Origin of the sequence: Trichocoleus sp. FACHB-262 (assembly GCF_014696035.1) — a bacterium.
Lineage (GTDB): Bacteria > Cyanobacteriota > Cyanobacteriia > FACHB-46 > FACHB-46 > Trichocoleus.
This window is the reverse complement of the sequence record NZ_JACJPK010000017.1, coordinates 493,731-520,532: the sequence shown is the minus strand read 5'-3', so window position 1 is coordinate 520,532 and position 26,802 is coordinate 493,731. Positions and strand designations below refer to the sequence as shown.

The window sequence follows — 26,802 nt, the reverse complement described above, 5'->3', positions numbered from 1 at the left end:
TTTCCTATGAACTCAGACGAACTTCCAACGCCAGAACCCACCTTTGAAGTCAAGCTATCTCCGCAGCCGTTGAACTTTGGGGACGCGATCGCCGAGATAGGGCCAAATGGTACCGCAGACCCAGCCCAAAGAGTGGCTGAGTTGGAGCGTCGAGAACAAGCGTTACAACAAGAGATCCAAGCTCTGCAAGCAACCTTAAAGCAGCAACAAGACGAACTAGCGGAAACCCAGGCCACAATGGGGCGCTTGGTGCAAGAAGGGCTGCGGGAATTAGAGCAGCGCAAGCAGACGCTACAAATTGCTGTAGAGCAGTTGGAGCGACGGCAAGAACGTGTTCGGACCGAAATGCGAACCACCTTTGCGGGCGTGTCTCAAGACCTAGCAATTCGGGTTCAAGGATTCAAAGATTATTTAGTGGGTAGCCTGCAAGACTTAGTCAATGCAGCCGAAGAACTGGAGCTCGTACCTGAAGCAGAAGAAGCTCCAGTAGCGGTGGTGACGGAAACAAAGTCAGCAGAGCGCCAAGCTGCCCCCAATCCGCAGTTCGCGGAGCAATCTTTTCAAGACCAAACCAAGCAAATTCGTAGCTTACTCGATCGCTATCGCAACTCACCCGACTACTATGGGCCACCGTGGCAGTTGCGACGCACCTTTGAGCCGGTCCATGCTGAGCGGGTGTCCAACTGGTTCTTTACCCAAGGGGGCCGTGGAGCACTGCGGACAATGGGCAGCCGCTTACAAAATATTTTGGTTTCTGCTGCCATTGTTTCCATTTTGCGTCGGCTGTACGGCAACCGCGTCCGCACTCTGATCTTGGCTAACACACCGGAACGATTGGGCGAGTGGCGACGTGGTTTGCAAGATTGTTTAGGCATCTCTCGTGCTGACTTTGGCCCAGAGCAAGGCATTGTGCTATTTGAAGCGCCAGAGCCGCTGATCCAAAAAGCCGATCGCTTGGTCCAAGAAAATCAATTGCCGCTGATCATTGTGGATGACACAGAAGACCAAATTAGCTTGTCTCTATTGCAGTTTTCCCTGTGGTTGGCTTTTGCACCGGACCCTCAAATGCCAAGATTTTTCTAGAGACTGAATGAGTTTGCAATCTGAACGGGTGAGGGGAAAGAGGCATGGCACTTTGGCTAGCGGTAAACGCAATTCTGTTAGGGGTGGCTTATCTTTTGGGGTCAATTCCACCAGGGTATTTAGCAGGTCGTTTGCTCAAAGGCATTGATATTCGGGAGCATGGTTCTGGCTCTACAGGAGCCACTAACGTTTTACGCACGTTGGGTAAAGGGCCAGCGATTGCGGTCCTACTCATAGATATTTTGAAGGGAGTCCTCGCGATCGCCTTGGTGCGTTGGTGCTATTCCCTAACACTGACCCAAGCACTCGCAACCGCAGCAGGCAGCGTCCCAGGTGGCTCAGCCTTGGATTGGATGGTGACGCTAGCAGGACTGGCAGCGCTACTGGGACATAGCAAATCGATTTGGCTCAAGTTCACAGGTGGTAAATCAGTAGCGACTGGCTTAGGAGTATTGCTGGCATTGTCTTGGCAGGTGGGCCTATCTACCTTCGCCGTTTTTGGTGTGGTGATGGCGGTTTCGCGAATTGTTTCGCTCAGCTCCATTACAGCAGCGATCGCGGTGTTGGTGTTTATGGTGCTGCTCGGCCAACCTTTGCCTTACCAGTTGTTTGCGATCGCGGGTGGCTTGTATGTAGTGCTGCGGCACCGTGCTAATATTCAGCGACTATTGGCAGGGACCGAACCTAGAATTGGGCAGAAACTAGCTTCAGAAACGGAGCAAGGTTTGGAGAGCAACTAGTTATTGTAACGACCCCATTTGAGTAAGGCAGTCACGATATAGAGCACGATCGCGGAGCCAATAATGGCAGGGATAATTGGCACACCTTCAATCCGCCACTCTAAAAATCCGAAGCTGAGATTGTATTGCCGCTTCAAGAGGTTGGTGGTCCATTCACCTAGCCATACCCCTGCCAACCCGATGATGAGCAAACCGAAGATCTTGCCGGGGATTTGGCGAGGAATCAGCATGTTACCCACGCCAGCACACACCATTGCAATGACAAGTTGTACAAACAAACGAGAGATATCCATTCCAGCCTCTCTGGTAACTTCTGATAAATATGTGTATCTAAGCTACCACTGGCCATCCTGAAACTAGAAAAAGTAGCCAAAATGCAAAAGAGGCACCTTTGGCAGGTACCTCTTCTAAACTTAAAACGCTATCCTATAACCGAAAAATGACCACCGAAAAGAGAAATGAACGCGATTACTTTTGACCCGTTACTTTGCTAACCAGGTTGCGAGTGCGGTCAATTTTCTTCTCTAAGCCACTAGTCTCGGGCACGGCTTCTTGGTCAGGCTTGATCTCCCTAGTGTAAGGATCTTTCATCTTGGTTGGGTCTTGGCCTTCTTGTTGGCGGCGTTGATATTCCTCCTCCCGGATGCCTGTGCCAGCGCGGATACTATAGGCCCGGTCTATCTTCTCTTCAGGGGTCAAAGTGTTGCTGGTGCTGGCAGAAGCGTAGCTAGGTTGCTGTAAAAAGGCTAGTGAGCCACCTAGACTGATTAACGTAATCAATCCTAAAACTAGGACTTGTTTCAGTAGGGCTTTCCCTAACTTCAAGAAAATTCCTGGCATTAAAATTCCCTCATAATCTATTAACTCAGGCTGAAAGGCATCCTACAAGCCAGCGATCGCACTGCCTTCTGTCAGAGGGAACATTCTGGCTGCACAAAGCATCTTGCCCTATGCTTTTGGGCTATTGGATTGGATAGGTTCCCAGGACTGGTGAATCTTCAGACCTCGACTTTCCATGATCTGCTCAAATAAGTCGGTGGGTAGGGCTTGTTCTACAGGCCAAACGCCTGGTTTCTTAAGTTTGCCCGCCAACATCAGCTCCGCCAAAGTCCCTGTGCCGTACCCTGCTGCGATCGCCGTATTTTCGTGAACTAAAGTAGAGCAACAACGCACCGCCTCGCCTGCTTTTTGACCCGTGACTTCAGAGCGAATAGCGACACCAATGCCACTAAAGCGATCGGTAAAATCGGTCATACGATGGCTGACCTGAGACAAAAACTCAATCACCGCAGAGTTTCGCAGCCAGCTAGAAGGCCACCAGTGGGCAACGCTCCAAGTGAGATAGTTATAAAAATCTGGGACAGTCCCAAACTTCGTCACTACAGTTTTCACTTCGGGAAAGGTGTCGGGCAGCGTAAAGGCTTCGGGCATGTCGAACCAGTAAACCCCAGTTCGCCCGTAAGGTGCTGGAAACTGAATGGCTTCGCGATCGCTATAAGGCTTGATCTGTTGCCATTGCTGATCTCTCCACACCTCAAAGGGACGGCGCAAACCTAAAAACGTGGTTCGCATCACCGTAATGCCAGCACCTCCCGATCCACCCACCACATAGCTCAAGTGGATGCGCTCTGGTTGGTCTAACTGCTCGACATCCCGGCGCACCATGCTGTTGGAGATGCCTGGAAAAATTCCAGTATTCACGATCGCGGTCACGCCTGCAGCTGCGGCTTCTGCCTTGTAATCCACCGCTTTGCAGGTAAAGGAGCGATGATCACTCACATCGAGATAATCCACGCCCAGCTCAATACAGGTTTTGAGCACACTGGCATCGCGATAGGGAAAAGGCCCTGCACAGTGGATGACCAATTGGGATTGGCCGATCGCCTCTCGGACTCTATCAAATTCTGCTAAGTCAAGCGCTAGAAACTGGACCTGCGGACCTAGGCGATCGCCAACCGCTTGTCCAGCGATCGCATCCCGCCCAGTAATCGTAATCTGAGCTTGTGTATGAGCTGCAATATCTGCTGCCACACTGCTGCCGATCCGCCCACTGCCACCGAGAATTAAAATTTGCTCCGTCATCAACCCAACACAAATCAACTCAGCAAAGGGACACAGCCCCATCTTTATAGTTCACCAGCTTCACTGAGTTTCTACCTCAGTAGTGGGAACGACCTTTTTCTCTACTTAAAGACTGAACTATCGAATTTCCCCTTCCCTATGAGAGAAGGGGCGAGCGATGAGGTCTTAAGACATCCGAAACACTGATTTCGCGACTGACTTGAGAGAATTACCCGCATCAGAGATAGCTGATGCGAACGGTTGTTGAGCGTGGATGAAGACACGGGCACAGTTACGCCCAGGCATCCCAGAAATAGATCCACCCGGATGCGTCCCTGCTCCAGTCAGGAACAGCCCATCAATCGGTGTCTTGTAGTTTGCCAGCTCTGGAAGCGGGCGGAAGAACACCATTTGATCAAGGGTCATGTCGATGTGGTAGTAGTTGCCCTTGTAAGAGCCTAAGCGCTCTCCTAATTCAGCAGGGCTTTCTACCCGACGGGCAATGACAGAGTGTTTCAGATTGGGAGAGTAGTCTGCCAGTTTTTCCACACAGCGATCGGCCACCTTATTTTTCAACTCATCCGTCCACCCCGTACCGCGTAGCCCAGTGCCTTCTGCACCATGAATTTGGTAAGGGGCAAAGAACTCGATCCAGACTGTATGTTTGCCTTCAGGAGCTAGTGAGGGGTCGAGCATTGAGGGCATGACCACATACATGGATGGGTCAGAATCGGGGATATTGCCCACGCTCGCTTCACTGTGAGCCATTTCTACATGCCTGACGGAATCGGCAATCAAAATCGAACCGATCGAGTATTCATCTTGATGGTTATAGCGCTCAAATCGTAATGGCTCCGAGAGAGCGAGGTCAATCTTGAGGATTGTTTCGTTGTTGTTGACAATCCGCCGCTCCAGACGCTCCCGTAATTCCGGATCAGCACTATCCACATCCGAGTGATCCATACATTGCAGGAATAGCCGCTTCGCATCAATGTTGGAAATCACGCCTTTGGTGGCTCTGTACTCGGTACCACCCGCCACCCGAACGCCCACCGCTTTCCCATCATCAATCAAGACTTTTTCTACATGCTGATCGGTCAGGACTTTACCGCCCAAGCTAGTCACTAAATTCAACAGAGCTTTGACTAAGGCCCCAGTGCCGCCTTTGGGCCGAGCCATACCGGGGTTATGGCGCATTGCCATCATGATCGCGCCTACCGCATTAGTCTTTTGAGAAACAGGGGTACCCAACTCGGCGGCTAATCGAGCCAAGGGAGCCTTCAAAAACTCAGAATCAAACCACTCGTTGAGAATGTCTTCCGCGCTGGTGAGCATCGTGCGGATAAAGTCCAGCGTCTTATTGGTAGAGCCAATGACAGAAAATAGGTCTTTCATCTTTTTGATGTCGTAGTTGCCCACGATATCAATGATGGATTTGGGTGGCGCATTGAAAATCGGTACCATCGAGCCAATCACCCGCTGCCAGAAATCTGTGTACTCCGCATACTTCTGGGCATCCCGTTCACTGTAGCGAGCAATCTCTGCACAAGTCTTTTCGACCGAGCGATGGCCTAAAAAGTACTTGCCGTCAGGGTGAGGACAGAATACGACCGGATCGCAGTAGAGGTACTCCAAGCCATGCTTTTCTAGTTCCAGTTCCTCTACAACCGGACCTAAGTGGATAAATTCATGGTCGATCGCGCAGAGATTGAACTGAAAACCAGGAGCTTCTTTAGGTAAAGCTTCTTCCGTGGTTGCTGCGCCACCAGGCACAGACCGCTTTTCTAATAGGAGAACGCTATAGCCCGCTTTGAGTAGGTAAGCAGCACAGACCAAACCATTGTGGCCTGCACCAATAATGACAACGTCGTATGTTTCCATGAAATGAAGCTCCGAAGGCGTAATCCTAAATCAATCAAGTAGGTGGGATAACAGCTCAGGTTTAGACTCAGTCTTGGGCTAACTTTTGGGCTAGCTTTTGGGCTTAGGTTTGGCGATCGCGCTAGTTTAGTCTCGCCCATCAGCCTTTGCTAACTTTTGGCCTCAGCACCAAATCGAAAATCGCATAGAGCTAAGCCACAAACCGCACCAGCCGTCTTTAGACGGAAGTGCACGATCTAAACAGACTCTAAGAAGCTGTTAGGAGAAAACTAATTAAGTTAATCAAAAAATAACTTTTTATAGTTTATGAATTTTAGCCTGATAAGAAGTATCAGCAAAAGAATATAGATTTTTCGAAGTGATTCTATACCTTTGGGTGGATGACGGAACTAATTAGATTTATTAAATCTTTGAATGTTTCTTGAATATTAATAAAAACTAGCTTTAGATTGCTGCTGACCTGAAAATTTATAACTTTAGTTATTCTTCCAATTCTAACTAGATCTGCTAACCTTTGTGCAACACCAAATCAAAGGTTTCTTCCTACTGAAACAGCCTTTTTTATCAGCCGGGAGAAGGATGAACCTGGCTAAACGCCTGAGTAATCTCAGAGATAGTTCCGATCCTAATGATTACTAGCAGGAGAGTTTAGAAATGGTAACAACGCTTGACGATACAAAGCGGATGATGATTGGTACCAAGCTAGCTGATATTAAAGCTCTTCAAGAGCTGGTCATCGCTAATGAGCAAAGATTCATCAGCGAAATCAATGACCAAGATATTCGTCATCGTTTCCAAGAGATGCTCAAAGATGACCAGAAGAACATGGGCGTCTTGGAAACCGTAATTGTGCAGTACGGTATCAAGTCTGAGCCTAAGCAAACCATCCGTCAGTTCGTTGACAAGTTACAAGAATTGATGGGCGGTTCTGAGCTAAGCATTTTTGAGAAAGTGTTCCAGCATGAACTACTTAAGCATCAACTAGTGATGAGCGGAGTGGTCGTTCACAAAGCGGCTCAAAAAGTCGGTGCTGACGTTGAACTCGCCATTACTCCCCTCAACACCGTCAACTTTGAAAACCGGGCGCACCAAGAGCAACTTAAGGGCGTACTAGAAGTGCTAGGTGTGCGTGAGCTCACCGGGCAAGAAGCGGACCAAGGTCTGTGGGCACGGGTACAAGATGCCGTTGCTGCTCTCTCTGGTGTAGCTGGCAGCGTGATCACTCAGAACTCAGATAAGTCTGACCTGAACATCCAAGATGTGATCCGTTTAGACCACAATAAGACCAACACTCTGTTTACCGAAATCCTCGGCTCCAACGATCCTCAAAAGATCCAAGAGTACTTTGGTCAGCTTTACAAAGACTTGAGCGTCCATGCTGAAGCAGAAGAGCAGGTAGTTTATCCTGCCGTGCGTCCCTTCTACGGTCAAAATGACACTCAGGAGCTATACGACGAGCAAGCTGAGATGAAGCGCAAGCTTGAAGAAATCAAGGCTCTCAGCCCTGCTTCTTCCGAGTTTAAGGATAAAGTGCGCCAGTTGATGGAAGCTGTGGGCGACCACATTCGTCAAGAAGAGAGCACCATGTTTGCGGCAATTCGCAACAACCTCAGCAGCGATCAGTCTGAGCAATTGGCAACTCAGTTTAAGGCTGCTAAGAGCCAACTTCAAGATCAAATGTCTGCTTCCAAGAAGTAGTTATTAACTGCATTTGAATCATTATCTGTTTAGCAAACCTCAATAACCTCAATGTTCCCACCACTGTAGTGGTGGGAATTTTCTAAGTTTTGCAAGTAGCAACATCCAAGGAGTTGCAAGTGATGGCTAAAGACAAGAACCAAAACATTCTGGATTTAATTGCTACTGACCACCGCAAAGTTGAGCAGATCTTTTCTCAAATTGAGAGTGCGTCTAATTTAGAGCAGTTATATCGATACTTCAACCAGCTCTATAAGGAAGTTAATTTGCATGCGCGGGCGGAAGAACTTGTTTTCTACCCTGGGCTGAGGGAGTACGAAGATACAGATGCAATGCTCGCCGAAGCAGAATCAGAGCATGAAGAGGCAGCGGCACTTTTAGAAGAAATTAAAGCCCTTAGCCCTGACTCAGCTGAGTTCAAAGAAAAAATTGCTGAACTGAAGAAAGCTATTCTGCACCACGTGCAGGAAGAAGAATCAGAAGTATTTGAGACTGCGCGAGATGGCATGGATGAGCAGCAACTCAAGCAGCTAGGCCAAGAGTTTCAGGAAGCCAAAACTAAACTCGAAGATGAGGTCGTAGAAGCCGCTTCTCTCTAAAGCTGCGAGGCAACTGGGCGATCGCCTAGTTAAACCGCCAATTGAGTTGACTATCCAAGCTAAAATTCCAGCAAAGACAGATTTTAGCAGTTTGATAATATCCCCTTATAGGGTTCGATCGCCGTATGAAGCGTTGAGTGCAACGCCTCGTGCGGTTTAATTTTTTGAGAAAACGAGTAGGTTGGGTAGATGATAAGAAAATGATGCGTTGCCAAACTGCTTGGGTCACGATCGCCGCCACTGATTTCGATCGCTTGCTGGAGTTTTATCGCCAATTCTTGCAGCAAGATCCTCAGCTTCTCTTGCCAAATGCCTATGCTGAGTTTCGGCTTCCGGGGTTAAAGTTAGGAATTTTTAAGCCGAAAACTAGCCATCAACCAGAGTTTCAAGCTCCAGAACATAGCGCCATGAGTTTATGTTTGGAGGTGGAAGATTTAGATACAGCGATCAGTCATCTAGAAGCGATCGCTGCTCCTCCCTCAGGCCAAATCATTGTGGCTACTCATGGGCGTGAAATCTACGCTTACGATCCGGAAGGGAATCGTTTGATTTTGCATCAAACTATTTAGACAATAGATGAAACCGAGTCTAGATAAGGCTCAGCGAAGGCAGATGTAATAGGCGATCGCGGCCGTTAATCCCTATAGAACTGTATAGGCGATCACACAGAGAGTAATATTACTAGGGCCAGTTTTGCTACGGTGATAGTTAGATTAAGAGTGATTACTATGTGCTTCACCAACGCCATTTACTTCGATCAAAGTTAATCGCTTGAATGACACCTTGAATTCAAATGATTCAAGGCTCTAAGCTTGGCTGTCCTTGGCGTCCTGTCACCCTACAACCTCACACAGAAGATGGACTCAACATCGACTCGTCTGCCAAAAGGCCAGCAAATTCAAAATCGCTTGCTGGCTAAATTACCCAGTGAAGAGCTAGAGCTTCTACGTCCGCATCTAGAAGAGGTTGAGCTGACTCATGGTCAACCCCTGATTCTGCCCTATGAGCCGATTCCCTACATCTACTTTCCGACTACGGCACTCGCTTCTTTAGTGACGGTGTTGGAGGATGGAGCAACTGTAGAGTCTGGTTCGGTTGGCTGTGAAGGCGTTGTGGGTTTGCCTGTCTTCTTAGATGCTGGCATCACTCCGATGCAGAACATGGTGCAGATTCCCGGGCAGGGCATCCGAGTTAGGTCAGACATTGCCAAGGCTGCCTTCGATCGCCGGAGAGACTTCTATAGCCTGATTCACCGCTATATCCACACCCTCCTGGTTGTCGCGTCGCAGTCCGCTGCTTGTAACCGCCATCACGCCATAAAAATGCGGCTCAGTCGCTGGCTACTGATGAGTAGCGATGGGGTAGGTTCAGAGGAGTTGGCTTTAACTCAGGAGTTTCTAGCAACGATGCTAGGAGTGAGACGCTCTGGCGTGACAGAAGCAGCTCTACAGCTACAGCAGGAGCAGTTGATTTCCTATGGTCGCGGCAAGATCCGGATTCTAGATCGGAAAAGATTAGAGGCATCATCTTGTGAGTGCTACCAAATGGTTAAGAATGAATTCGCTCGCCTGTTGAGTTTGGCAAGCGATCGCCCACGTTAGCTAGTTGCTAACCGCGTCCTCTATCTCCGCGCTAAAACACTGCGGAAACAGGGCGGCTGCAAATGTATTGGCATTATTAGCAGGAAGCATTCCGGCTGGGAACTCTAAATTTTATTAGAGTGCTTTAGCGTGGAGTGCTTTAGTAGCCTTGTGAATCACCGTAAGTTGAGGGAAGCCTATGCCCGTACAAGTGCAAACCCAGCGATCGGGCCGCTTTATGGACCCTTGGCCTTACTTAACCTTGGCTACAGCGGTAGTAATGTTGCTGGCGTTAATCAATGCTGGTTTTGTAGGCAAGACGTTGCTCGCTACGAGCCTGAATGTAGACCCTGAAGAAGCGACAGAACTCCAACCCATTCAGGTTGAAAAAACACCGATTGGCGCATTGCGAATCGACACCGAAGCTACGATTCCAGACAACGAGTGGGTCACCTACGAAATTCAACTGCGCGATCGCCAAGGCAACCTACTCGCTAGCGGGATTAAGCAAGCCTGGAATGAGTCGGGCACCTGGAGTGAGGAAGGCGAATCGGGCACTTGGCAAGAATCCGATTTAACGGGTGGTTTGGATGTCCGCCCTAACCAATCCGAACCGATTACGATCGCCATTCAAGTTTTGGACTATACCAGCACTTCCGGGCAAGAAATTGATCAACCTGTGCCGATCACAGTCACAGTGCAGAATGGGGTGGTGGATGGTCGCTATCTATGGGCTGGATTGCTCGGCACTGCCAGCTTAGCCCTGTTGTCGCTAATCGCTGTTCCGCTCACAGGCGCTCAGGTCATCGAAAAGACCATCCCAGATAGTGATGTGGGCGATCGCGCGGTAATGGGTGGGAGCGATCGCTTGGTGCGGGTCACAGTAGACATTACCTCCGATGAAACTTCTCCGAAAGCATTAGAAGTCGAGTTGTTCGTTAAAGACCAGAACGGTGAGCAGATCTATACCAATTCGTTTCCGGTCAAGCTCAGCTTGTCTAAAGAAAACGGCAAAGTAGATGAAGGCACTGGCACACTCACCGTGTTCTTTCTACTAGAGCCGCGCAGTTCCTATGGATTCTACGTCGAAGTGGTTCCTGACGGTCCAATTGACAAAACCGAGTTAGTCGTTCGGGATGGAGCCAAGACTTTAATTCCTGTTCAGGTGATTCACCTAAAAACCATTTAACTCAATGTTTGTTGGTCCCTATTTGTTGGTCCCTATAAGTTAGGAATGAGATCATGACTTCTGCATTTGCGATCGCGGCTCTCCTGGTTACAGGCATTACTCTCACCGCTGGGTATACCCAAAGTTCCTCACTGCATCTGCGGGAAGAACGGCAACCGATGTATTGGCCCCGCTACGGCACTAGTTTATCGGGTCGCTACCACAACCGCCTTTGGCTGGCTAACCCGGAGCGGAACAGTTACGGGGAGTTTCGTGGGGGTGGACCCGGAGCAGGTAAGTAAAATGGCATCTCTAGGGCAAGCGACTATGCAGGCTGGGGAGCCAGAAAACCTCAGTCTAAGTCGGCGGCAGCGGCATTTGTTGTTAGCAGCAACGGCGATCTCTTCGAGTTGCGGATTAGCGATTGAACTGCTCCTGGGCACTTTGGCGAGTTACTTAGTTGGCAATCAGGCGCTTGCTTATGGGATAGCTGTGGGTGGTTTCTTGGCCGCGATGGGAGTTGGGTCTTATTTGAGCCGGTTCATTGCAGTCCCTAGCAATGAACTAGTAGGAGTCCAGGCAGAGAGCGATCGCCTGCGACAGGAGCAGCAGCAACTCCTAACCACCTTTGCCCAGATTGAACTTGCGATCGCGCCGCTGAGTGCGCTGCTGCCACTAGGGCTATTCATTTTATTTGTGGTCAACGGTCCCGTCTGGATTGGGTTGTTTCTAGTGACGTTGCTGTTGGGCACCCTGGCAGGTTTGGAAGTGCCGCTGCTGACTCGAATCTTGGAGCAAGAGGCGGGAGTACGAGATGCTCTCTCTGGGGTTTTAGCGCTGGATTACTTGGGGGCACTGGTGGGGTCGTTGGCGCTGCCTGTGGTTTTGTTACCCACAGTAGGGATGTTTCCGTCGGCGGCGTTGATTGGGGCGTTACCTGCTCTCATGGTGTTTGCCCTCGGTCGGACTTTCCCCCAACTACGACGTTGGCGGCGCTGGGGGCTAGTAGTTTGTTTTGGCCTCTTTGCCTTGGCTCCGCTGACGGTGCCATTGGGCGATCGCTTAGAAAACACGCTTTACAACGCCCCAGTGATCAGCCGCATTCAGTCGCCTTACCAGCGAATTGTGCTGACTCGCCAAGCGGGAGACGTGCGCTTATTTCTGGATGGCGATTTGCAGTTCTCCACTCTAGATGAGTACCGCTACCACGAAGCCTTGGTGCATCCCGCCATGAGTGCCAGTCGCGATCGCCGTCGGGTCTTACTCATGGGTGCAGGCGATGGTTTGGCATTGCGGGAAGTGCTGAAATGGCCCGAAGTGGAGCGGGTCTTGTTAGTTGACCTAGATGCAGCAGTGATTGATTTGGCGCGACGACATCCTTTTCTCATGCAAGCCAATGCTCACGCTTTGGATGATCCGCGTGTAGAAGTCCGACAGGCGGATGCTTTCCTAACCGTACCGACCCTGCCCGAAACCTTTGATGTGATCATCGCCGACTTTCCCGATCCTGACCGCGATACACTTGCCAAGCTCTACGCCCAAGGCTTTTACCAACGATTGTTAACCCGCTTAGCCCCTGCTGGGGTATTGGTGACGCAAGCTTCTAGTCCCTTCTTTGCCCCACGAGCCTTTGCTTGTGTTACTGCGACGCTGGAGTCCGTCGGTTTATCGGTGCATCCTTACATCACGGATGTCCCCAGCTTCGGGCCTTGGGGCTTTGTCTTGGCAATGCGTAACCCCTTGCAAGCGGCAACGCTGAAGTTACCTGTTGCCACCAAGTTTTTGACTGAGCCACTGCTGCAACAACTATTCCAACTGCCTAAAGATGTGCAACTTGGCAACGTAGAAATCAATCGCTTAGCGAACCCAGTGCTGGTGAAGTATCAAGCTGATCCACGTTGGGCGGCTTATCACTAAGAAGGAGAGGTGGAGGATGATCACATTAGTTTGGCTGGGCGTGATTGCAGTGGTGGTAGTTGGTGTGGTTTTGGTCGTGCGCCAGTCGCAGGGGCGTCTACCTAACCAGGGCGATCGCGCTCAACTCTCCTCCCGGGCTCGTACCATCTTCAGCTTAGAGGTGGGAGATATTGTGCAATATATGGGCACCGACTGGGTCGTAGAGGGCAAGCTTACCTACGACAGCAACGGCTACACCTGGCTAGAGTACTTGCTCCAAGACGGCGATCGCCTCCGTTGGCTTTCCGTAGAAGAAGATGACCGAGTGGAAGTCAATTTCTTGGAGCCAACCCAAGGTTTAGATATTCCTAGCACGCCTCCCACGCATCTCACGTTTGGCGGTGTGGCTTATCGGCAAGTGGAAGCGGGCACAGCGCGAATGACTCGTGCCGGCACCACCTTAAACCGCCAAGCCGAACAATGCCGCTACTTTGACTACGCCGCCTCTGATGACACCTCTAACGACCAAGTGCTCTCCGTCGAAGATTGGGAAGGAGATTTAGAAGTCACAGTCGGAACTCGGATTCGTCCTACGGCTCTGACTCTGCTACCTGGAGATGGCCGCCGAGTTTATGGTGTCTAGATTTCTCTTCTAGGTTTCTTCGATTTTTCCGATTTTTATAGATGATTGGCGATCGCTCATGACCACCTCCACACTTAGCTCTCACCATCTCTCTGCAATTCTTCCAGCTGCCGCCGCTGTATATCACTGGACAGAAGCTGATTTTCTCAGCTTGCTGCAAAGCGTGGTTGGGCAAGTCGGGTTGACGATAGTGGGAGAGTTGGCGTTTACCTTTCAGCCCCACGGCGTTTCTGCGATCGCTATGCTAGCGGAATCCCATGTGGCTCTACATTTCTGGCCAGAGAAAGCCAAGGTCACGATTGACATTCATGTCTGCGATTTTGAGCAAGGCAACCAGCTCAAAGCTGAACAATTGGCGCAACTGCTGAGTCTGCAAATTACAGGTGAGAGTTGTGTAGAGCATTGGCACTGTTTGTCGATTACTAGTTAATCCTGTTGGAGACAACGCTGGGGGATGTTGCTAGTGGCTGCGCAACACGGATACCCCAACGACGCGGTCCTTGACTCCAGCGCGGAGGTCAGATGAGGTGGGATGTACGCCCTTAGCGTTTCCACAGGATGGGATGCGGGGGAAGGCAAACTTGTAGCGTTTTTTACCTATTTTTGTTTTGTGTAAGCCGATCTGGGGTTCAAGGGAATTATGGAGATAGCATCCGCCTAGCGATTTCTCCTCACTAATCCTTATGCAGACTTCGGTAAACGATTTAACCTTGTCCCAAAGCTTTCTGATGAAAGTGCTCAATGGGATGCCTGATCCCATTTTCATCAAGGATCGTCAACACCGATGGCTGTTTCTCAATGATGCTTTCTGCGAGTTTTTAGGCCACAGCCGCGAGACTTTACTAGGCAAATCAGATTATGATTTCTTTCCGCAGCACCAATCAGAGGTCTTTTGGCGGCAAGATGAGCTGACCTTCACGACGGGCAGGCCTCAGGAAAACGAGGAGAGCTTTACCAATATCCGTGGAGAAACCTATGTCATTGCCACGAAAAAATCAGTCTTTGTGGATGACACAGGCAATACTCTGCTGATTGGCAGCATTCGCGACATCAGCGCAGCGAAGCGTGTCGAAAACGAACGCCAGCAAATCGAAGCAGAACGCCAGCGATCAGCTCTAGCTCTACAACAGCGTGAAGAGCAAGTGCGCTTATTCATCGAACATACCCCTGCAGCAGTGGCGATGCTCGATCGCGAGATGCGCTACCTGATGGTGAGCTGCCGCTGGCTAGAAGACTACGGTTTAGGCGATCGCGACATCCAAGGCTGCTGCCACTACGACCTCTTTCCAGAAGTTCCCGATCGCTGGCGGGAGGTGCACCAACGTTGTTTGGCAGGAGCGGTGGAATGCTGTGACGAAGAAGTGTTTGCCAGAGCAGATGGCACGGCAGATTGGCTGAAGTGGGAAGTACGGCCTTGGTACGAGCGCACTGGTGAAGTGGGCGGCTTGATCATGTTTACCCAAGTGATCACCAAGCGCAAACGGGCAGAATTGGCTCTGCAACAAGCCAACGAAGAATTAGAGTGTCGGGTGGAAGTCCGAACCGCCAAGTTGCAGCAACTCGTCGCTCGACTCCAGCAGGAAATTGGCGATCGCGAAGCCAGTGAAGAACGCTTCCGAGCTATCTTTGAAAACTCTGGTATGGGAATTGCGGTCGTGGGGCCAGACCTGAAGTTTCGCCAAGCTAATTCTTGCTGGCAACGACTGCTGGGCTACGGTGAAGCAGAATTACCCACCATGACCCCCCAAGACCTGACCTTGCCGGAAGATTGGGCGATCGAAGCACCCTTGTGTCTGGCTTGCATTGCGGGCACCAGAGACAGCTTCCAGCGAGAACGCCGCTTTCTTTGTGCTGATGGTAGCTTAGTCTGGGCCAACTTAACCGTTTCCACCATTCGAGATGCCAGGGGGCAGTTTCAATTCTTTGTGGCGATGGTGGAGGACATTACCGAACGCAAGCGGGCCGAAGATGAACGCCAGCAAGCGGAATCAGAACGCGATCGCTTCTTTACCCTGGCTGGCGATATGTTGGGCATTGCTGGAGTGGATGGCTATTTCAAGCGGATCAACCCCGCCTTTGAGCACGCACTGGGTTACACAACTGAGGAGTTGACGGCTCAGCCATTCATCGATTTTGTCCATCCTGAGGATCAATCGACGACCGCTGCCGAGGCGGCCAAACTTCTCAGTGGTAAAGGCAGCATTTCTTTCGAGAACCGCTACTGTTGCAAAGATGGCTCCTACCGTTGGCTCTCTTGGACTTCCACACCCTACGCCCAAGAAGGGCTGATCTACGCCACTGCTCGCGATATTACCGAGCGCAAGCAAACCGAAGAAGCGCTCAAAGCTAGTGAAGCCCAGTATCGTGACTTAGTGCAGACGGCTAACTGTATCATTCTCCGCTGGGATACAACTGGCACAGTTCGGTTTATTAATGATTACGGAGCCCGCTTTTTCGGCTTTGCCACAGACGAACTGATTGGTCAGAATGTCGTTGGCACCATCGTTCCTGAAACCGAAACCTCTGGCCGAGATCTGCAAATGTTGATGATCGCCATTCATCAGCATCCCGAAGACTACGCCCACAACGAAAATGAAAATCGCTGCCAGGATGGACGACGGGTGTGGATTGCCTGGGCGAATAAACCGATTTTGGATGAACAAAATCAACTGGTAGAAATCCTGTCGGTGGGCACGGATGCGACCGAGCGCAAACAGACGGAAGAAGCTTTGCGTCAGAGCCAGAAACGCTATGCCACTTTGGCTGCCACAGTTCCGGTGGGCATCTTTCGGACCGATGCCGAGGGTGGCTGTATCTATGTAAATCAGCGCTGGTGCCAAATTACGGGTCTGACTCCCTCAACAGCTAAGGGTAGCGGTTGGGCAGGGGCGATTCATCCTGAAGATAGCGATCGCGTCTCGCTCGTATGGCAACAATCTATCCAGGCTAAACAAGCCTTCCGCCTGGAGTATCGCTTTCAGCGTCCTGATGGCTCCATTTCCTGGGTCTTTGGTCAGGCGGTGGCAGAAAAGGGCATTGAGGGTGGAGTGGTAGGTTATGTAGGCACCGTGACAGATATTAGTGAACGGAAGCTGGTTGAAGAAGAGCGCAAACAAGCAGAAGCGCAATTGCAACAGCAAACCACAGACCTGGCAGCGGCCCTGCAAGAACTCCAGCGCACCCAGGCCCAAATGGTGCAAAGCGAAAAGATGTCGAGCCTGGGGCAATTAGTGGCAGGAGTCGCCCATGAAATTAATAACCCAGTCAACTTTATTTATGGCAACCTCAGCCATGCTCGCACCTACACGCAAGATCTGTTGGGCTTGGTGCAGCTTTACCAGGAACACTACACCACGCCAGTTCCAGCGATCGCCGCTGAAGCGGAGGCCATCGACCTAGAGTTTCTGCTAGAGGATTTGCCGAAGCTGCTTGATTCGATGCAGGTGGGAGCCGAGCGGATTCAGAAGATCGTGACTTCGCTGCGGACTTTCTCGCGCATGGATGAGGCCGAGGTGAAAGCAGTAGACCTACACGATGGCATCGACAGCACCGTGATGATTTTGCAGCATCGCCTCAAAGCTAAGAGCGATCGCATCGAAATTCCAGTGATTAAGCATTACGGCGATTTGCCACGGGTAGAATGCTACGTCGGCCAACTGAATCAGGTGTTTATGAATATCCTGAGTAATGCCATTGATGCCCTAGAAGAGGCGCTAGAGCAGGGTAAGCAGTTTATCCCCACGATTCAAATTAAAACCGAACTAACTCCTCATCAAGAGGCAATCATTCGGATTTCAGATAATGGTTTGGGCATTCCTGCCGCCATCCAGCAACGACTCTTTGATCCTTTCTTCACAACTAAAGCGGTGGGCAAAGGCACAGGCATGGGGCTGTCAATCAGCTATCAAATCGTCACCGAAAAGCATAGTGGCTCTCTGGCTTGCACCTCCCAACTGGGTCAAGGCACCGAATTTATCATTACAATTCCGTTGCACCAAGCTGCTCACCTTAACTAAAACTATCAGAGCTAGCAATGGTAACGACATTTGCAGAACTTTTGTTGGCTCATGGAGCCGCAGCTTTTGATCAGCAGTTGTGTTTGAGTGAATTGCTCGGCGAGCATACTTGGTGGTTTGACATGGAAGCTGGCACGTTGGAGTTTAATGAAACTTTGACCTTTCCAGTGCAAATTCTAGGCAGTGAGTCAGATAGTAGCCAAACCTGGTTGTGGAGCTGGGCTAATGCCGAGAGTCATATTCCTGAACAGTTCTTGCAAGATGCATTGGAGTTAGCGGCTTTTGGCGATCGCGCTGCAATTGCTGAACTTAAGCAACCACAACTATCGCTTAGCGATGAAATCAACGGCCATGCTTTATCAATGGTTGCGAGTGGGCTTTGCCAAGCTAATGCTTATTACTGCGCTCCCTATGCAGGTGGAGCTTTGTTCGTCTTACTCAAGCAAGCCGATTATCGTTGGCCGATTGATGACCCGATCGCCCGAATTGCGTTTGTGTTTCCACAGTTCATCTCAACTTTTTCGCTCAGCAATCACCGCCAAGCCTTTGCCTGTTACCTCGGCTTTTACAACTTAGAAGTTTCAGAGCAAGAGAATTATGTACTGGGACGATTTAACGGCGATCGGGCGATTACCGCAAAATTCGATCAAAACCAGCGATTGATTGAATTGACAGCATCAGATTAGGGCCAGTTAACCAAACCTAGCTTTCCATTCGGGACGGAGGAGACCGTAAAGGTACATATCGTGGCGATCGCCGCTGCGATGGACAAACTCTCGATAGATGCCTTCGCGCTGAAACCCAAGTTTCTCGTATAGAGCGATCGCGCGATCGTTGTAGCTAAAAACAGTGAGTTGAATGCGGTGCAGATTGAGTTCCTCAAAAGCGAAGGTCAGCGCCAGTTGCATCGCTTCAAAGCCATAACCGTGGCCCCAGTGTTCCTCCCCAATGGCAATGCTGATCCAGCTCACTTGGTGATTCCACAGGATTCCATCTAGTTCTACATAGCCCAATAGCATGTCATTGGGGGCTGTAACCGCAGGCTCATTGCTGCTGACAGCACGCACCGCAAAGATGAAAGCATGATTAGATTTTTGGCGTTCTTCTAGCCATTGGCCTAAAAACGCTTCAGAGTAGGGGTAAGCAGGCTGAGCGTCCAACAGTCGCAAGAAGTCAGATTGTTGATACCAATGCGCCAAAGCAGGTAAATCTTGGGGCATCCAGCTCGTTAATCGGACTCGGCTTCCAGACAGCGAAGTTTTAGCCAGCATGAATCACTACACTCCGCTGCCTACCCGTTCTGCTACTCGCTCTATAACCCTGAAACTTAAAGGCATTAGCTCTCAGACTGTCTGGCTAAGAATTGCCGCAAACTCAAAAGCGCCACTGTTTGCCCCGCATTTAGCGGTAAGAGCGAAACCCCTTCTAGCCGCGATTGCAGCCAGCCGTCGCCCCAACACCACTCATGGAAGCCATCAACGCCTTGGCTCAAGAGCAAGCGCAGACAATTCGGTTCCGCCACATCCACTTGATGCTGAATTGCGATCGGACCTAGCCAACTGGTGAATGATAACCCAGCATGCAACTGTTCTGGCAATCCGGGGGATAAGCGTTCTGGCCACAACCACTTTTGCAGTTGAGCGGGTTGGAGCAAACTATCCCGAATAATAGCGGCTGAGGCATTCACCTCAATTCGCAAGTTGCTTTGTTGAAAAGTACCCCACATAAGCTTGAATGGCGGCTCCGCAGATCAGTTGGTTCTCTAGTTCTTTCAGTATGCCAAGTTCAGGCAGTTCTTAGCCGAACCGTGAGCAACGCGATCGCTTTGGCTGCGTCTCTAGCTTGCTTCAGGACCAGAAAGACCTTGGCGAGATCCTGGCGATCGCTCCCAAGGCCATCAACCCACAACTTAGAATAGAAATAGTGAATTAAGAAATGTAAGGTTTTTTCATGGCGGATCAGTTAATGCGGGCAACTGCGGCTGATGGCGGCATTCGAGCGGTAGGAGTGATTACAACTCGCCTCACCGAAGAAGCTAGACAGCGGCATCAGCTCTCCTATGTAGCAACAGCAGCTCTGGGTCGTACCATGTCCTCCGGATTGCTGTTGGCCTCCAGTATGAAACGGCCCGGATCGCGTATCAATATCCGGATTCGGGGTAATGGGCCTTTGGGCGGCATTTTAGTTGATGCGGGCTTAGATGGAACTGTTCGCGGATATGTCGATAATCCAGAAATTGAGCTACCTCCCAATGACAAAGGCAAATTGGATGTCGGTGGTGCGGTAGGTCACGAAGGTTATGTTTATGTGGTGCGGGATGTGGGCTATGGCTATCCCTACTCCAGCACTGTAGAGATCGTCTCTGGTGAGGTTGGTGAGGACATCGCCAACTATTTAGTGACTTCTGAGCAAACTCCTTCAGCCTTGGTGGTGGGCGTATTCGTCGGTGCGGAAGGTGTAACCGCCTCAGGAGGCTTGTTGATCCAAGTCTTGCCTAAAGCGGCTCGCGATGAAGAACTAGTAGCAACTCTAGAGTCTCGCATTGGCCAATTGGCTGGGTTTACCCCGCTGTTGCAAGCAGGCAAAACGCTGCCAGAAATGTTCGAGCAACTGCTGGGTGATATGGGATTAGAAATCTTTCCAGAAACTCAGTTGGTCAGGTTCCACTGTGGTTGCTCCTTCGATCGCATGCTAGGGGCGCTCAAGATTTTGGGCGAAACGGAACTGCAAGACATGATTGAAAAAGACAACGGCGCTGAAGCCACCTGTCACTTCTGTAATGAGGTTTATCAAGCCAGCAGTGATGAACTCGCACAACTGATTTCCGAGTTGCGAGCTGAATCTTAACGGAAGTCCGGGAGGCTAGAGAAAGTCTACGAAGAGTGTCATCTAAACCTAAAGATTTGACTTTTTGGGGCTTGAGGAGGGTAGGATGACAACTACTGCATTTGCTTTGGAGCAGCCAGAGCCGTTGCACTACGAATTGTTAGGTGGGAGTTGTTAGGTGGGCTATGACCAGAGATCGCGGAACTCCAGACCGTAGGCCAGCCGATCGGCCTCTCCGGATGAAGAATTCAAGCAACCCCGACCGCCCCCCTGCTCCTCGCCCCTCAACCCATCCGACTCCGCGTCCTGTGGTCAGAGCTGTGCCTCCAGACCCAGTTCGGCCTGTGGTTTCGTCGCTCGGTCAGACGGAGCAACCTGCTTATGCCGTACCGGGGTCTGCTCCCCCGCCGCTGACCCAGCCCCCCAGCCCCCGCGATCGCAGACGGTTACGATTGCCCACAAGCATAAGATTCTGGGGCTTGACTACCTTGTTGCTTACGGGAGGAGCGGCAGTTGTCTCGGTGGCGTTGTTGGTCCGATCACCTGCGTTGCCGAATTGCCCCTCGATCTTCTGGCCGATGGCATCTGCTTCCATGCGGCTCTACTGTGCTCAAGTTGCAGCCAACAAGCAGACCGTGAAGAATTTGCTAGAGGCGATCGCGCTAGTTCACAACTTGCCTCTCGATCACCCTTTGCGGTCCGATATTGACCGCTCGATTCAACAGTGGTCATCAGATATCCTCAACTTGGCTGAGACTTCTTTCAACGCAGGCAAGCTTGACGAAGCGATCGCTACAGCTCGCAAGATTCCAGAAAACACATCGGCTCATGCCCTCGTGAATGAACGGATCGAGCGCTGGCAATCGATTTGGGAGAAGGCAGAGGCAATTTATCAAAAATCAGAATCCGCCATGCGAGAGCGCAAGTGGCATCAAGCGTTTACCGAGGCAGTGCGCCTGCTTTACGTGGGTAATACCTATTGGGAAACCACGAAGTATCAAGAACTTAACGAACGCATTCGAGTTGCTAAGGAAGAAGGCAACAAGTTAGCCAAAGCCGAAGAACTGGCAGACATTGGCGGTCTCGACAATTTGCTCAAGGCGATTAAGCTAGCGGAGTCGATCAGCCCCAACAGTTACATCTACAAAGAGGCACAAACCGCGATCGCCAAGTTTGGTCGCAAAATGCTGAACTTAGCCCAAGCGACCCTAGAGGAACGCAACGCGACAGAAGCGATCGCCATCGCCCGTAAGATTCCTGATAGTGCCAACTTAGAGGAAGAAGCGCAAGACTTTATTGATCTGGCTGATGCTCAAGCTCAAGCCTGGCAAGGGACGGTCGCAGACTTAGAAGCCGCGATCGCTCAAGCGCAAAAGCTCGATCGTAAGCGTCCCATGTACGCTAGAGCGCAGCAGTTGATTACCCGCTGGCAGCGGGAAATTGAAGGTGTGGCCCATCTCGATCGGGCCCGTCAATTAGCGCAAGGGGGGACTCCAAATGCCTTAGGATCGGCGATCGCAGAAGCAAGTTTGGTTAATCGCTCCAATCCTCGCTGGGATGAAGCTCAGAAAGAGATTGCTCGCTGGCGTGGCCAAATTGAAACTACGGAAGATCGGCCTTACCTCGATCGCGCCGATGAATATGCCTTGGCGGGAGATGCTAACTCGCTGCAATCCGCGATTAATGAGGCCAGCCAAGTCGGTCCGGGTCGCGCTTTGTACGGTGAGGCCCAAGACAAGATCCGCCAGTGGACCAGGGAAATTCAGCGGCAGCAAGACCAACCCTACCTAGACCAAGCAAGAGCCTTTGCGAGCAGTGGAGATTTGCCCAGTGCGATCGCTACCGCCGACCAAATCACCTCTGGTCGGGCGCTCTATGATGAGGCGCAGGATGAAATCCGCTCTTGGCGCAGCTTGATTCAAGCAGAGCAAAATTGGCAAGAAGCTCAAAGCTTAGCGACTGCCGCAACCCCAGATGCCTTAGCAGCCGCCATCCAAAAAGCAGATCAAATTCCCGCCTCTAGCTCTCTACGAATTGATGCTGAATCCGCCATCAATCAGTGGAGCCAATCTATTTTAGTGTTGGCCCAAAACCAAGCCAACTATGACTTGCCTAGTGCGATCGCGATCGCCCAAAAGGTTCCTGCTCGTACGGAAGCCTATGCTCAAGCCCAGCTCCAAATTGGCGAGTGGAGGAAGGCTCTACAACCCCCTGAACCTCCTAAAGTTCTTGTAGAACCCACTCCTCCACAGATTCGCCCGATCAACTAAAGTTTGGAGCTACTCCCTTGAGCCACCTGTTGATAAAAGGACTCAAGCGCTTTCACACAACTTGAGTCATCAAAAAGCTGGGCATGGCCTTGGGTAATGCGCTGCCCGATCTCCTGCCGCCACGCAGAATCCAGCCCTAACTTCACGGCGATCGCCACATATTCTTCTGGAGTAGCCGCGATCGCCTCCGGGATGCTCAAGGCTTGCAAAATTCCTGCTGCATGTCGTCCCCGCATAAATTCGCCTGGGCAAGTGACGACGGGTAAGTTGCATGCGATCGCCTCTAGGGTGGTATTGCCGCCAGACCAGTCAAACGTATCCAAAAAGATATCGGACAAAAGATTGAGCTGCAAATAGCCCGTTTGGTTCTGTCGAGGCAAAATCACACAATAGTCCTCGCTGTTTAAACCCATCGCGGCGAAAGCCCGTTGTAAGCGCTGACGAAACTTTTCAGTGACAGCAGCACTAAAGTGAGCGAGAAAAGCAAACTGGGCGTGAGGCACTTGTTGCGCGATCGCGGCAAACACAAAGTCGTACTGCGGCAAGTACTTGAACAGCGACTGACAAGACAAATAGACCACAGCATCGGGGCGCAATCCAAAATCAGCTCTAGTTTTGGTTAGCTCGGGAATAGCAGGTTTGGCATAGGCAATACCGATTTGGGGTAGCCGTACTAATTGCTCGGAGTAGTGTTCCTCACCATTCTCCGGTTCCATCAGGTCGCTAGAGAGGAAATAGTCAACCGTGGGTAAGCCCGATGTTACCGGATGCCCCCAAGTCAAACATTGCACCGGAGCCAAACGCAGACTGGCAATCTGGCTAGCTTTGGGGTGCATGCCAATGTCGAGGAACGTGAGTACGTGTAGTTCATCGTTTAGAATTTGCTGACACATGCCTGTCAAATCGCCAGAAATCTGATGAAAGGCATCGCTGTAACGTTGAATTCCCTGCGTAATCGCGTCCTGCTCTCGATTCAGGGAATAGCAATGAATTTCAAATTTTTCGCGATCGCAATGACGCAGCCAGCCCAAAAACAACTTGCCTACTGTATGCAACCGTAAACAGTCGGAGAGGTAGCCAATGCGAATTTTGCCACTTGGGCTTAAAGGTGGCATCGGTCGATCCTGCACCCACTGGGGATAGTTGGTTGCCATAATCTGATGCACCAACAGCCCGTATTGTTGTTGTAGAGCGCGATCGTTTTCACCCTGGTAAGCCAGGTAGAAGTTAGCGTAACGACTAATGCCTTCGAGGGCGTTTTTGCTGGCTTCCGGTGTAGACAAGTCGAGTTCAGCCCCGATGCGGGCCAAGCCTTGACTGAACCGCTGCCGAGATACTGCAATCTCCTCAGTAGTTGCGTACAAAATGGGCAAAGTTAACTGCTGGGCCAGCTTGAGAGAAAGATCATTCGGTAACAAACTCAAAGCTTCGGTCGCAGCGGCGATCGCGGCTTCAGTTTGGCCGTCATCTCGCAAGGCAGAAATTAGGTCAAAGTAAAGCTTCGTGGCAGTCGGATAAGCCTGCACCGCTTCCCGGTAAAGCTGAATGGCGGCTTCATACTGGCCCAAGCGCTGAAAACAATCGCCCAAGCACTTATAAACTCGCTGAATCAGTTCCGGGGCGACTCCTGTTTTCTCGGACCTGAGGAATTTCTGATACCGCTCGATCGCCGCTTGGTATTTGCCTTGACGGTATAAAGCAAACCCTAGATAAAAGTCAGCCTGCATACGAGACTCATCTGCCTTGGCTTTGTAGGCAGTACCCAAATCCTGGAGCGCAACCGGATCGCGAGGACTCAATTGGTGAGCTTTTTCCAGAGCTTGAATGGCATCTTCTAGCTGATGCTCTGCGATCAAGCTTCTGCCCATCTGCTGGTACTGCTCATAGGTTTCGAGGTTTGCGGGTGGCGTGGGTAATGGGAGCGCTATAGGCTGAGGTGGCAAAGCCGCTTGGCTACCAGAACTGGCAACAGGGTTAGCAGCAGGGCTAAGACCCGAACTGGTGTCAGGATTACTATCTAAAGCAATCAAGCGCCGATTATCCACCGCTGCGATCGTCATTGGAGCGCTGTAAGGCGTTGATGGAGGCGCTTGCTGAGCTGCTGTCATCAACGTTTCACTTACAGTTTTTGCCATCTGGAGCCAAGAGAATTGTTTAGCCTGCTCTAAACCTGCTTTGATTAGTGGGTCGCGCAAAGTTGGGTTCTGCACATTTTGCAGCGCGACAGTCAGTCCTGCAACATCTGAGTCCTTGACATAAAGGGCAGCTTGGCCCGCCACCTCTGGGATGGAACCATTGGGGCAAGTAATGACGGGACAACCACAAGCCATTGCTTCTAAAATAGGTAGCCCAAAGCCTTCGTACTGGGAAGGGTATACGAGCGCGATCGCTCCAGCGTAGGCCATTCGTAATTCGGCATCGTTGAGTTGCAGCAGATGAACTCTGGTGCCTGCGGGTAAACAAGCACTCAGATCAGGTTCCAGCGTGGGGTTTCCACCTGTGCAAACAATACTGAAGTTGGCAGCGTTCTCTAGTTTGGCGAAAGCTTTGCAGAACAAAATGGTGTTCTTGTAGCCGTTTCTCGTGCCGACCATCAAGAAATAGGGTTGCGTAATCTGGTGCTTCTGTTTAAACTCATTCACTTCTGCGTCACCAGCCGGGACAAAACTGGGTTGTACCCCACAAGGCGCAACAGCGATCGCTTCCGGAGCAATGTAAGGAAAGAGTTTAGCTAAGTCCCGCGCAGTATTTTGAGAAATTGCGATGTAACGGTCAGCATGCTGAATGGCATAGTGCTTGACCCGCCACATAAACTCGTCTACATCCCAGCCAATTTGCTCCGGAATCATGTCATAGGCCATGAATACCGAAGGCGTTGAAATCGGAGTGGTGTAATAAGTGGAAATAAATAAGCTAGCCTGCTCCTCGTCACAAATTTGCTGGAGAATGGCGCGATCGAGAGCAGCGTTGCTATAGCTATAGGGTGGAATCAGGCGATAGCGAATCCCAGGAACTCTCGGCGCAGAACCATTACGGTCTAACACTAAAAGATGATCAGCAAAATTGCTTCTAGACCATTCCGCTAACAAGGTTGACCAAACACGAGCAATACCAGTATTAGAAAACTGAAAGAACATGCCATCAATGACAATCTTAGGCATTTTATTCAGGTAATACTTTTGAATGAAAATGCCGCGATTACGGACATGCAACTTCAATTGATTGAGTCGTCCATCTCGACCTGTTGTGTTTTGGTTGTGGGTAAATAGTTGATGCTTAATCTCTTCGGGAATTGGAGTGAGTGAATACCCACTGGATTTAGCGCGATGACAGAAGTCAACATCATCCCAATATCCTGGCCCATAGTCTTCACACCAACCACCAAAGCTTTCTAACACCTGTTTTTTGACACACAAAGCCCAGCCTTCTAAATAAACTTCCCCAGTTTCAGTTTGTTTAGGGCCTGGGCCTGCCAATCCTTCGCCAGCAAGTTGACATAGGTAGGGGACCGGAGCAGTTAGTACCTCAATGTCGTTATTAAGAAATAAAATATACTCGTTGCTGGCAACTTGAATTCCTTGATTATTTGCTGCGGCAAAACCTCGGTTTTCAGAATTACGAATTAACTTAATATTATGAGTCTGACAAAATCTCTTTAGAGCATCTCTGGTAGGGGGTTGACTACCGTTGTCAATAAAAATAATTTCAATATCAGATAAATGCTTTAAGTTGCGTTCCCAAATTTCTAATAACTCACCGTGATCCCACCAAGGTACAACGATACTCGTGGAATAAGCCACCTTATCTAAAGGATTTGTATTCTTAGGCGCTTTACTAGCTTCTACCCAAAAACAACTCTGTTCGTGGGACCAACAATCTGCAATGCTAATGTCACGAAAGCCAGCTTTTGCTAGCAATTGACGTAATCGAGGAGCCGTAAAACCAGTTTTGTGAAACTCACCCGGATGGCTTTGAAGACCAAAGATAGTATCAAGCTGCCAGCCCCAACGCTCTGATTCTGGTTTGTCAAGCCATTGCCGCAGGCACCATTCTAGGTTGGGCAAATTCATTACCAGTTGGCCTTCTGGCTTTAGAACTCTAGCCCATTCTTTTAATACTTGAGGCACTTCATACTTACTCAGATGCTCCAACATGTGCTCAGTAAAAATTTCATCCACACTACTTGGAGGAAATGGCAGGTTAAAGACGTCCATTTGGGTGATATTGGGACCAGCTAAGTATTGGTCTACATTGATATACCCTGGTTTGATTTTTCGGCCACAACCCAAATATAGTTTTAAAGGATTAGCTGTTTGCTGAATGGATTGATTAATCATTGGT

23 protein-coding genes are annotated in these 26,802 nt (G+C 50.4%); 15 read left to right on the top strand and 8 right to left on the bottom strand.

From position 1 onward, the window contains the following. Positions 1-6 precede the first annotated feature (6 nt). Both H6F68_RS03415 and plsY read left to right on the top strand, forming a co-directional pair. Complete coding sequence (locus tag H6F68_RS03415) at positions 7-1,083, top strand: DUF3086 domain-containing protein (RefSeq protein ID WP_190431233.1); 1,077 nt, start codon at positions 7-9, stop codon at positions 1,081-1,083. A gap of 44 nt (positions 1,084-1,127) precedes the next feature. Beyond that, on the top strand, positions 1,128-1,823 hold the full coding sequence (plsY, locus tag H6F68_RS03410) for a glycerol-3-phosphate 1-O-acyltransferase PlsY (RefSeq protein ID WP_190556452.1): 696 nt from the start codon (positions 1,128-1,130) through the stop codon (positions 1,821-1,823). Here the strand turns inward: plsY and H6F68_RS03405 are convergent. The 4 genes from H6F68_RS03405 to crtO all read right to left on the bottom strand — a co-directional run bounded on the left by H6F68_RS03405 (position 1,820) and on the right by crtO (position 5,765). Next, positions 1,820-2,116 carry a hypothetical protein gene (locus tag H6F68_RS03405; RefSeq protein ID WP_190431235.1) on the bottom strand — a complete coding sequence of 99 codons (297 nt, stop codon included), beginning with the start codon at positions 2,114-2,116 and terminating at the stop codon, positions 1,820-1,822. The two genes, plsY and H6F68_RS03405, sit on opposite strands and share 4 nt — an antisense overlap. 175 nt (positions 2,117-2,291) lie before the next feature. Continuing rightward, on the bottom strand, positions 2,292-2,663 hold the full coding sequence (locus H6F68_RS03400; RefSeq protein WP_190556450.1) for a hypothetical protein: 372 nt from the start codon (positions 2,661-2,663) through the stop codon (positions 2,292-2,294). A gap of 108 nt (positions 2,664-2,771) precedes the next feature. Then, positions 2,772-3,947: a saccharopine dehydrogenase family protein gene (locus tag H6F68_RS03395; RefSeq protein WP_242065310.1), complete on the bottom strand. Its 1,176-nt coding sequence runs from the start codon at positions 3,945-3,947 to the stop codon at positions 2,772-2,774. A gap of 123 nt (positions 3,948-4,070) precedes the next feature. Continuing rightward, positions 4,071-5,765: a beta-carotene ketolase CrtO gene (gene crtO, locus H6F68_RS03390; RefSeq protein WP_190556448.1), complete on the bottom strand. Its 1,695-nt coding sequence runs from the start codon at positions 5,763-5,765 to the stop codon at positions 4,071-4,073. A gap of 654 nt (positions 5,766-6,419) precedes the next feature. Here crtO and H6F68_RS03385 point away from each other — a divergent pair. The 11 genes from H6F68_RS03385 (at position 6,420) to H6F68_RS03335 (ending at position 18,051) form a co-directional block, all read left to right on the top strand. Beyond that, a complete protein-coding gene (locus H6F68_RS03385; protein WP_190556446.1) occupies positions 6,420-7,463 on the top strand; it encodes a hemerythrin domain-containing protein in 1,044 nt (347 codons plus the stop codon). A 122-nt stretch (positions 7,464-7,585) separates the two neighbouring features. After that, entirely contained in the window at positions 7,586-8,062 is a 477-nt protein-coding gene (locus tag H6F68_RS03380) for a hemerythrin domain-containing protein (RefSeq protein ID WP_190556444.1), read from the top strand. 137 nt (positions 8,063-8,199) lie between these two features. Continuing rightward, positions 8,200-8,631: a VOC family protein gene (locus tag H6F68_RS03375; RefSeq protein WP_313930007.1), complete on the top strand. Its 432-nt coding sequence runs from the start codon at positions 8,200-8,202 to the stop codon at positions 8,629-8,631. 288 nt (positions 8,632-8,919) lie between these two features. Then, entirely contained in the window at positions 8,920-9,663 is a 744-nt protein-coding gene (locus H6F68_RS03370; protein ID WP_190556442.1) for a Crp/Fnr family transcriptional regulator, read from the top strand. 178 nt (positions 9,664-9,841) lie between these two features. After that, positions 9,842-10,831, top strand: a complete 990-nt coding sequence (locus H6F68_RS03365) for a hypothetical protein (RefSeq protein ID WP_190556440.1) — start codon at positions 9,842-9,844, stop codon at positions 10,829-10,831. Positions 10,832-10,884: 53 nt separating this feature from the next. Further along, positions 10,885-11,112: a hypothetical protein gene (locus tag H6F68_RS03360; protein ID WP_199299864.1), complete on the top strand. Its 228-nt coding sequence runs from the start codon at positions 10,885-10,887 to the stop codon at positions 11,110-11,112. A gap of 1 nt (position 11,113) precedes the next feature. Continuing rightward, positions 11,114-12,727 (top strand): polyamine aminopropyltransferase, encoded by a 1,614-nt coding sequence (locus H6F68_RS03355; RefSeq protein WP_190556438.1) that lies wholly within the window; start codon positions 11,114-11,116, stop codon positions 12,725-12,727. Positions 12,728-12,743: 16 nt separating this feature from the next. Continuing rightward, positions 12,744-13,349 carry a DUF4178 domain-containing protein gene (locus H6F68_RS03350; protein ID WP_190556436.1) on the top strand — a complete coding sequence of 202 codons (606 nt, stop codon included), beginning with the start codon at positions 12,744-12,746 and terminating at the stop codon, positions 13,347-13,349. A gap of 58 nt (positions 13,350-13,407) precedes the next feature. Beyond that, entirely contained in the window at positions 13,408-13,779 is a 372-nt protein-coding gene (locus H6F68_RS03345) for an S-adenosylmethionine decarboxylase family protein (RefSeq protein WP_190556435.1), read from the top strand. 253 nt (positions 13,780-14,032) lie between these two features. Beyond that, on the top strand, positions 14,033-17,365 hold the full coding sequence (locus tag H6F68_RS03340) for a PAS domain S-box protein (RefSeq protein ID WP_190556433.1): 3,333 nt from the start codon (positions 14,033-14,035) through the stop codon (positions 17,363-17,365). Positions 17,366-17,382: 17 nt separating this feature from the next. Then, positions 17,383-18,051: a DUF6882 domain-containing protein gene (locus H6F68_RS03335; RefSeq protein ID WP_190556431.1), complete on the top strand. Its 669-nt coding sequence runs from the start codon at positions 17,383-17,385 to the stop codon at positions 18,049-18,051. A 6-nt stretch (positions 18,052-18,057) separates the two neighbouring features. On the opposite strand, the gene H6F68_RS03330 is transcribed toward H6F68_RS03335, so the two are convergent. The 3 genes from H6F68_RS03330 to H6F68_RS29270 form a co-directional block, all read right to left on the bottom strand. Further along, positions 18,058-18,636 carry a GNAT family N-acetyltransferase gene (locus H6F68_RS03330; protein WP_190556429.1) on the bottom strand — a complete coding sequence of 193 codons (579 nt, stop codon included), beginning with the start codon at positions 18,634-18,636 and terminating at the stop codon, positions 18,058-18,060. 65 nt (positions 18,637-18,701) lie between these two features. Continuing rightward, a complete protein-coding gene (locus tag H6F68_RS03325; protein WP_190556427.1) occupies positions 18,702-19,091 on the bottom strand; it encodes a hypothetical protein in 390 nt (129 codons plus the stop codon). Between the two features lie 59 nt (positions 19,092-19,150). After that, a complete protein-coding gene (locus tag H6F68_RS29270) occupies positions 19,151-19,273 on the bottom strand; it encodes a hypothetical protein (protein ID WP_277876000.1) in 123 nt (40 codons plus the stop codon). A 42-nt stretch (positions 19,274-19,315) separates the two neighbouring features. Between H6F68_RS29270 and hslO the strand changes: the two genes are divergently transcribed. After that, positions 19,316-20,212 carry an Hsp33 family molecular chaperone HslO gene (gene hslO, locus H6F68_RS03320; RefSeq protein ID WP_190556425.1) on the top strand — a complete coding sequence of 299 codons (897 nt, stop codon included), beginning with the start codon at positions 19,316-19,318 and terminating at the stop codon, positions 20,210-20,212. Positions 20,213-20,376: 164 nt separating this feature from the next. After that, positions 20,377-22,461 (top strand): chromosome segregation ATPase, encoded by a 2,085-nt coding sequence (locus H6F68_RS03315; protein WP_190556423.1) that lies wholly within the window; start codon positions 20,377-20,379, stop codon positions 22,459-22,461. On the opposite strand, the gene H6F68_RS28385 is transcribed toward H6F68_RS03315, so the two are convergent. Further along, on the bottom strand, positions 22,458-26,798 hold the full coding sequence (locus tag H6F68_RS28385; RefSeq protein ID WP_199299863.1) for a glycosyltransferase: 4,341 nt from the start codon (positions 26,796-26,798) through the stop codon (positions 22,458-22,460). The genes H6F68_RS03315 and H6F68_RS28385 overlap by 4 nt on opposite strands. Positions 26,799-26,802: the final 4 nt, after the last annotated feature.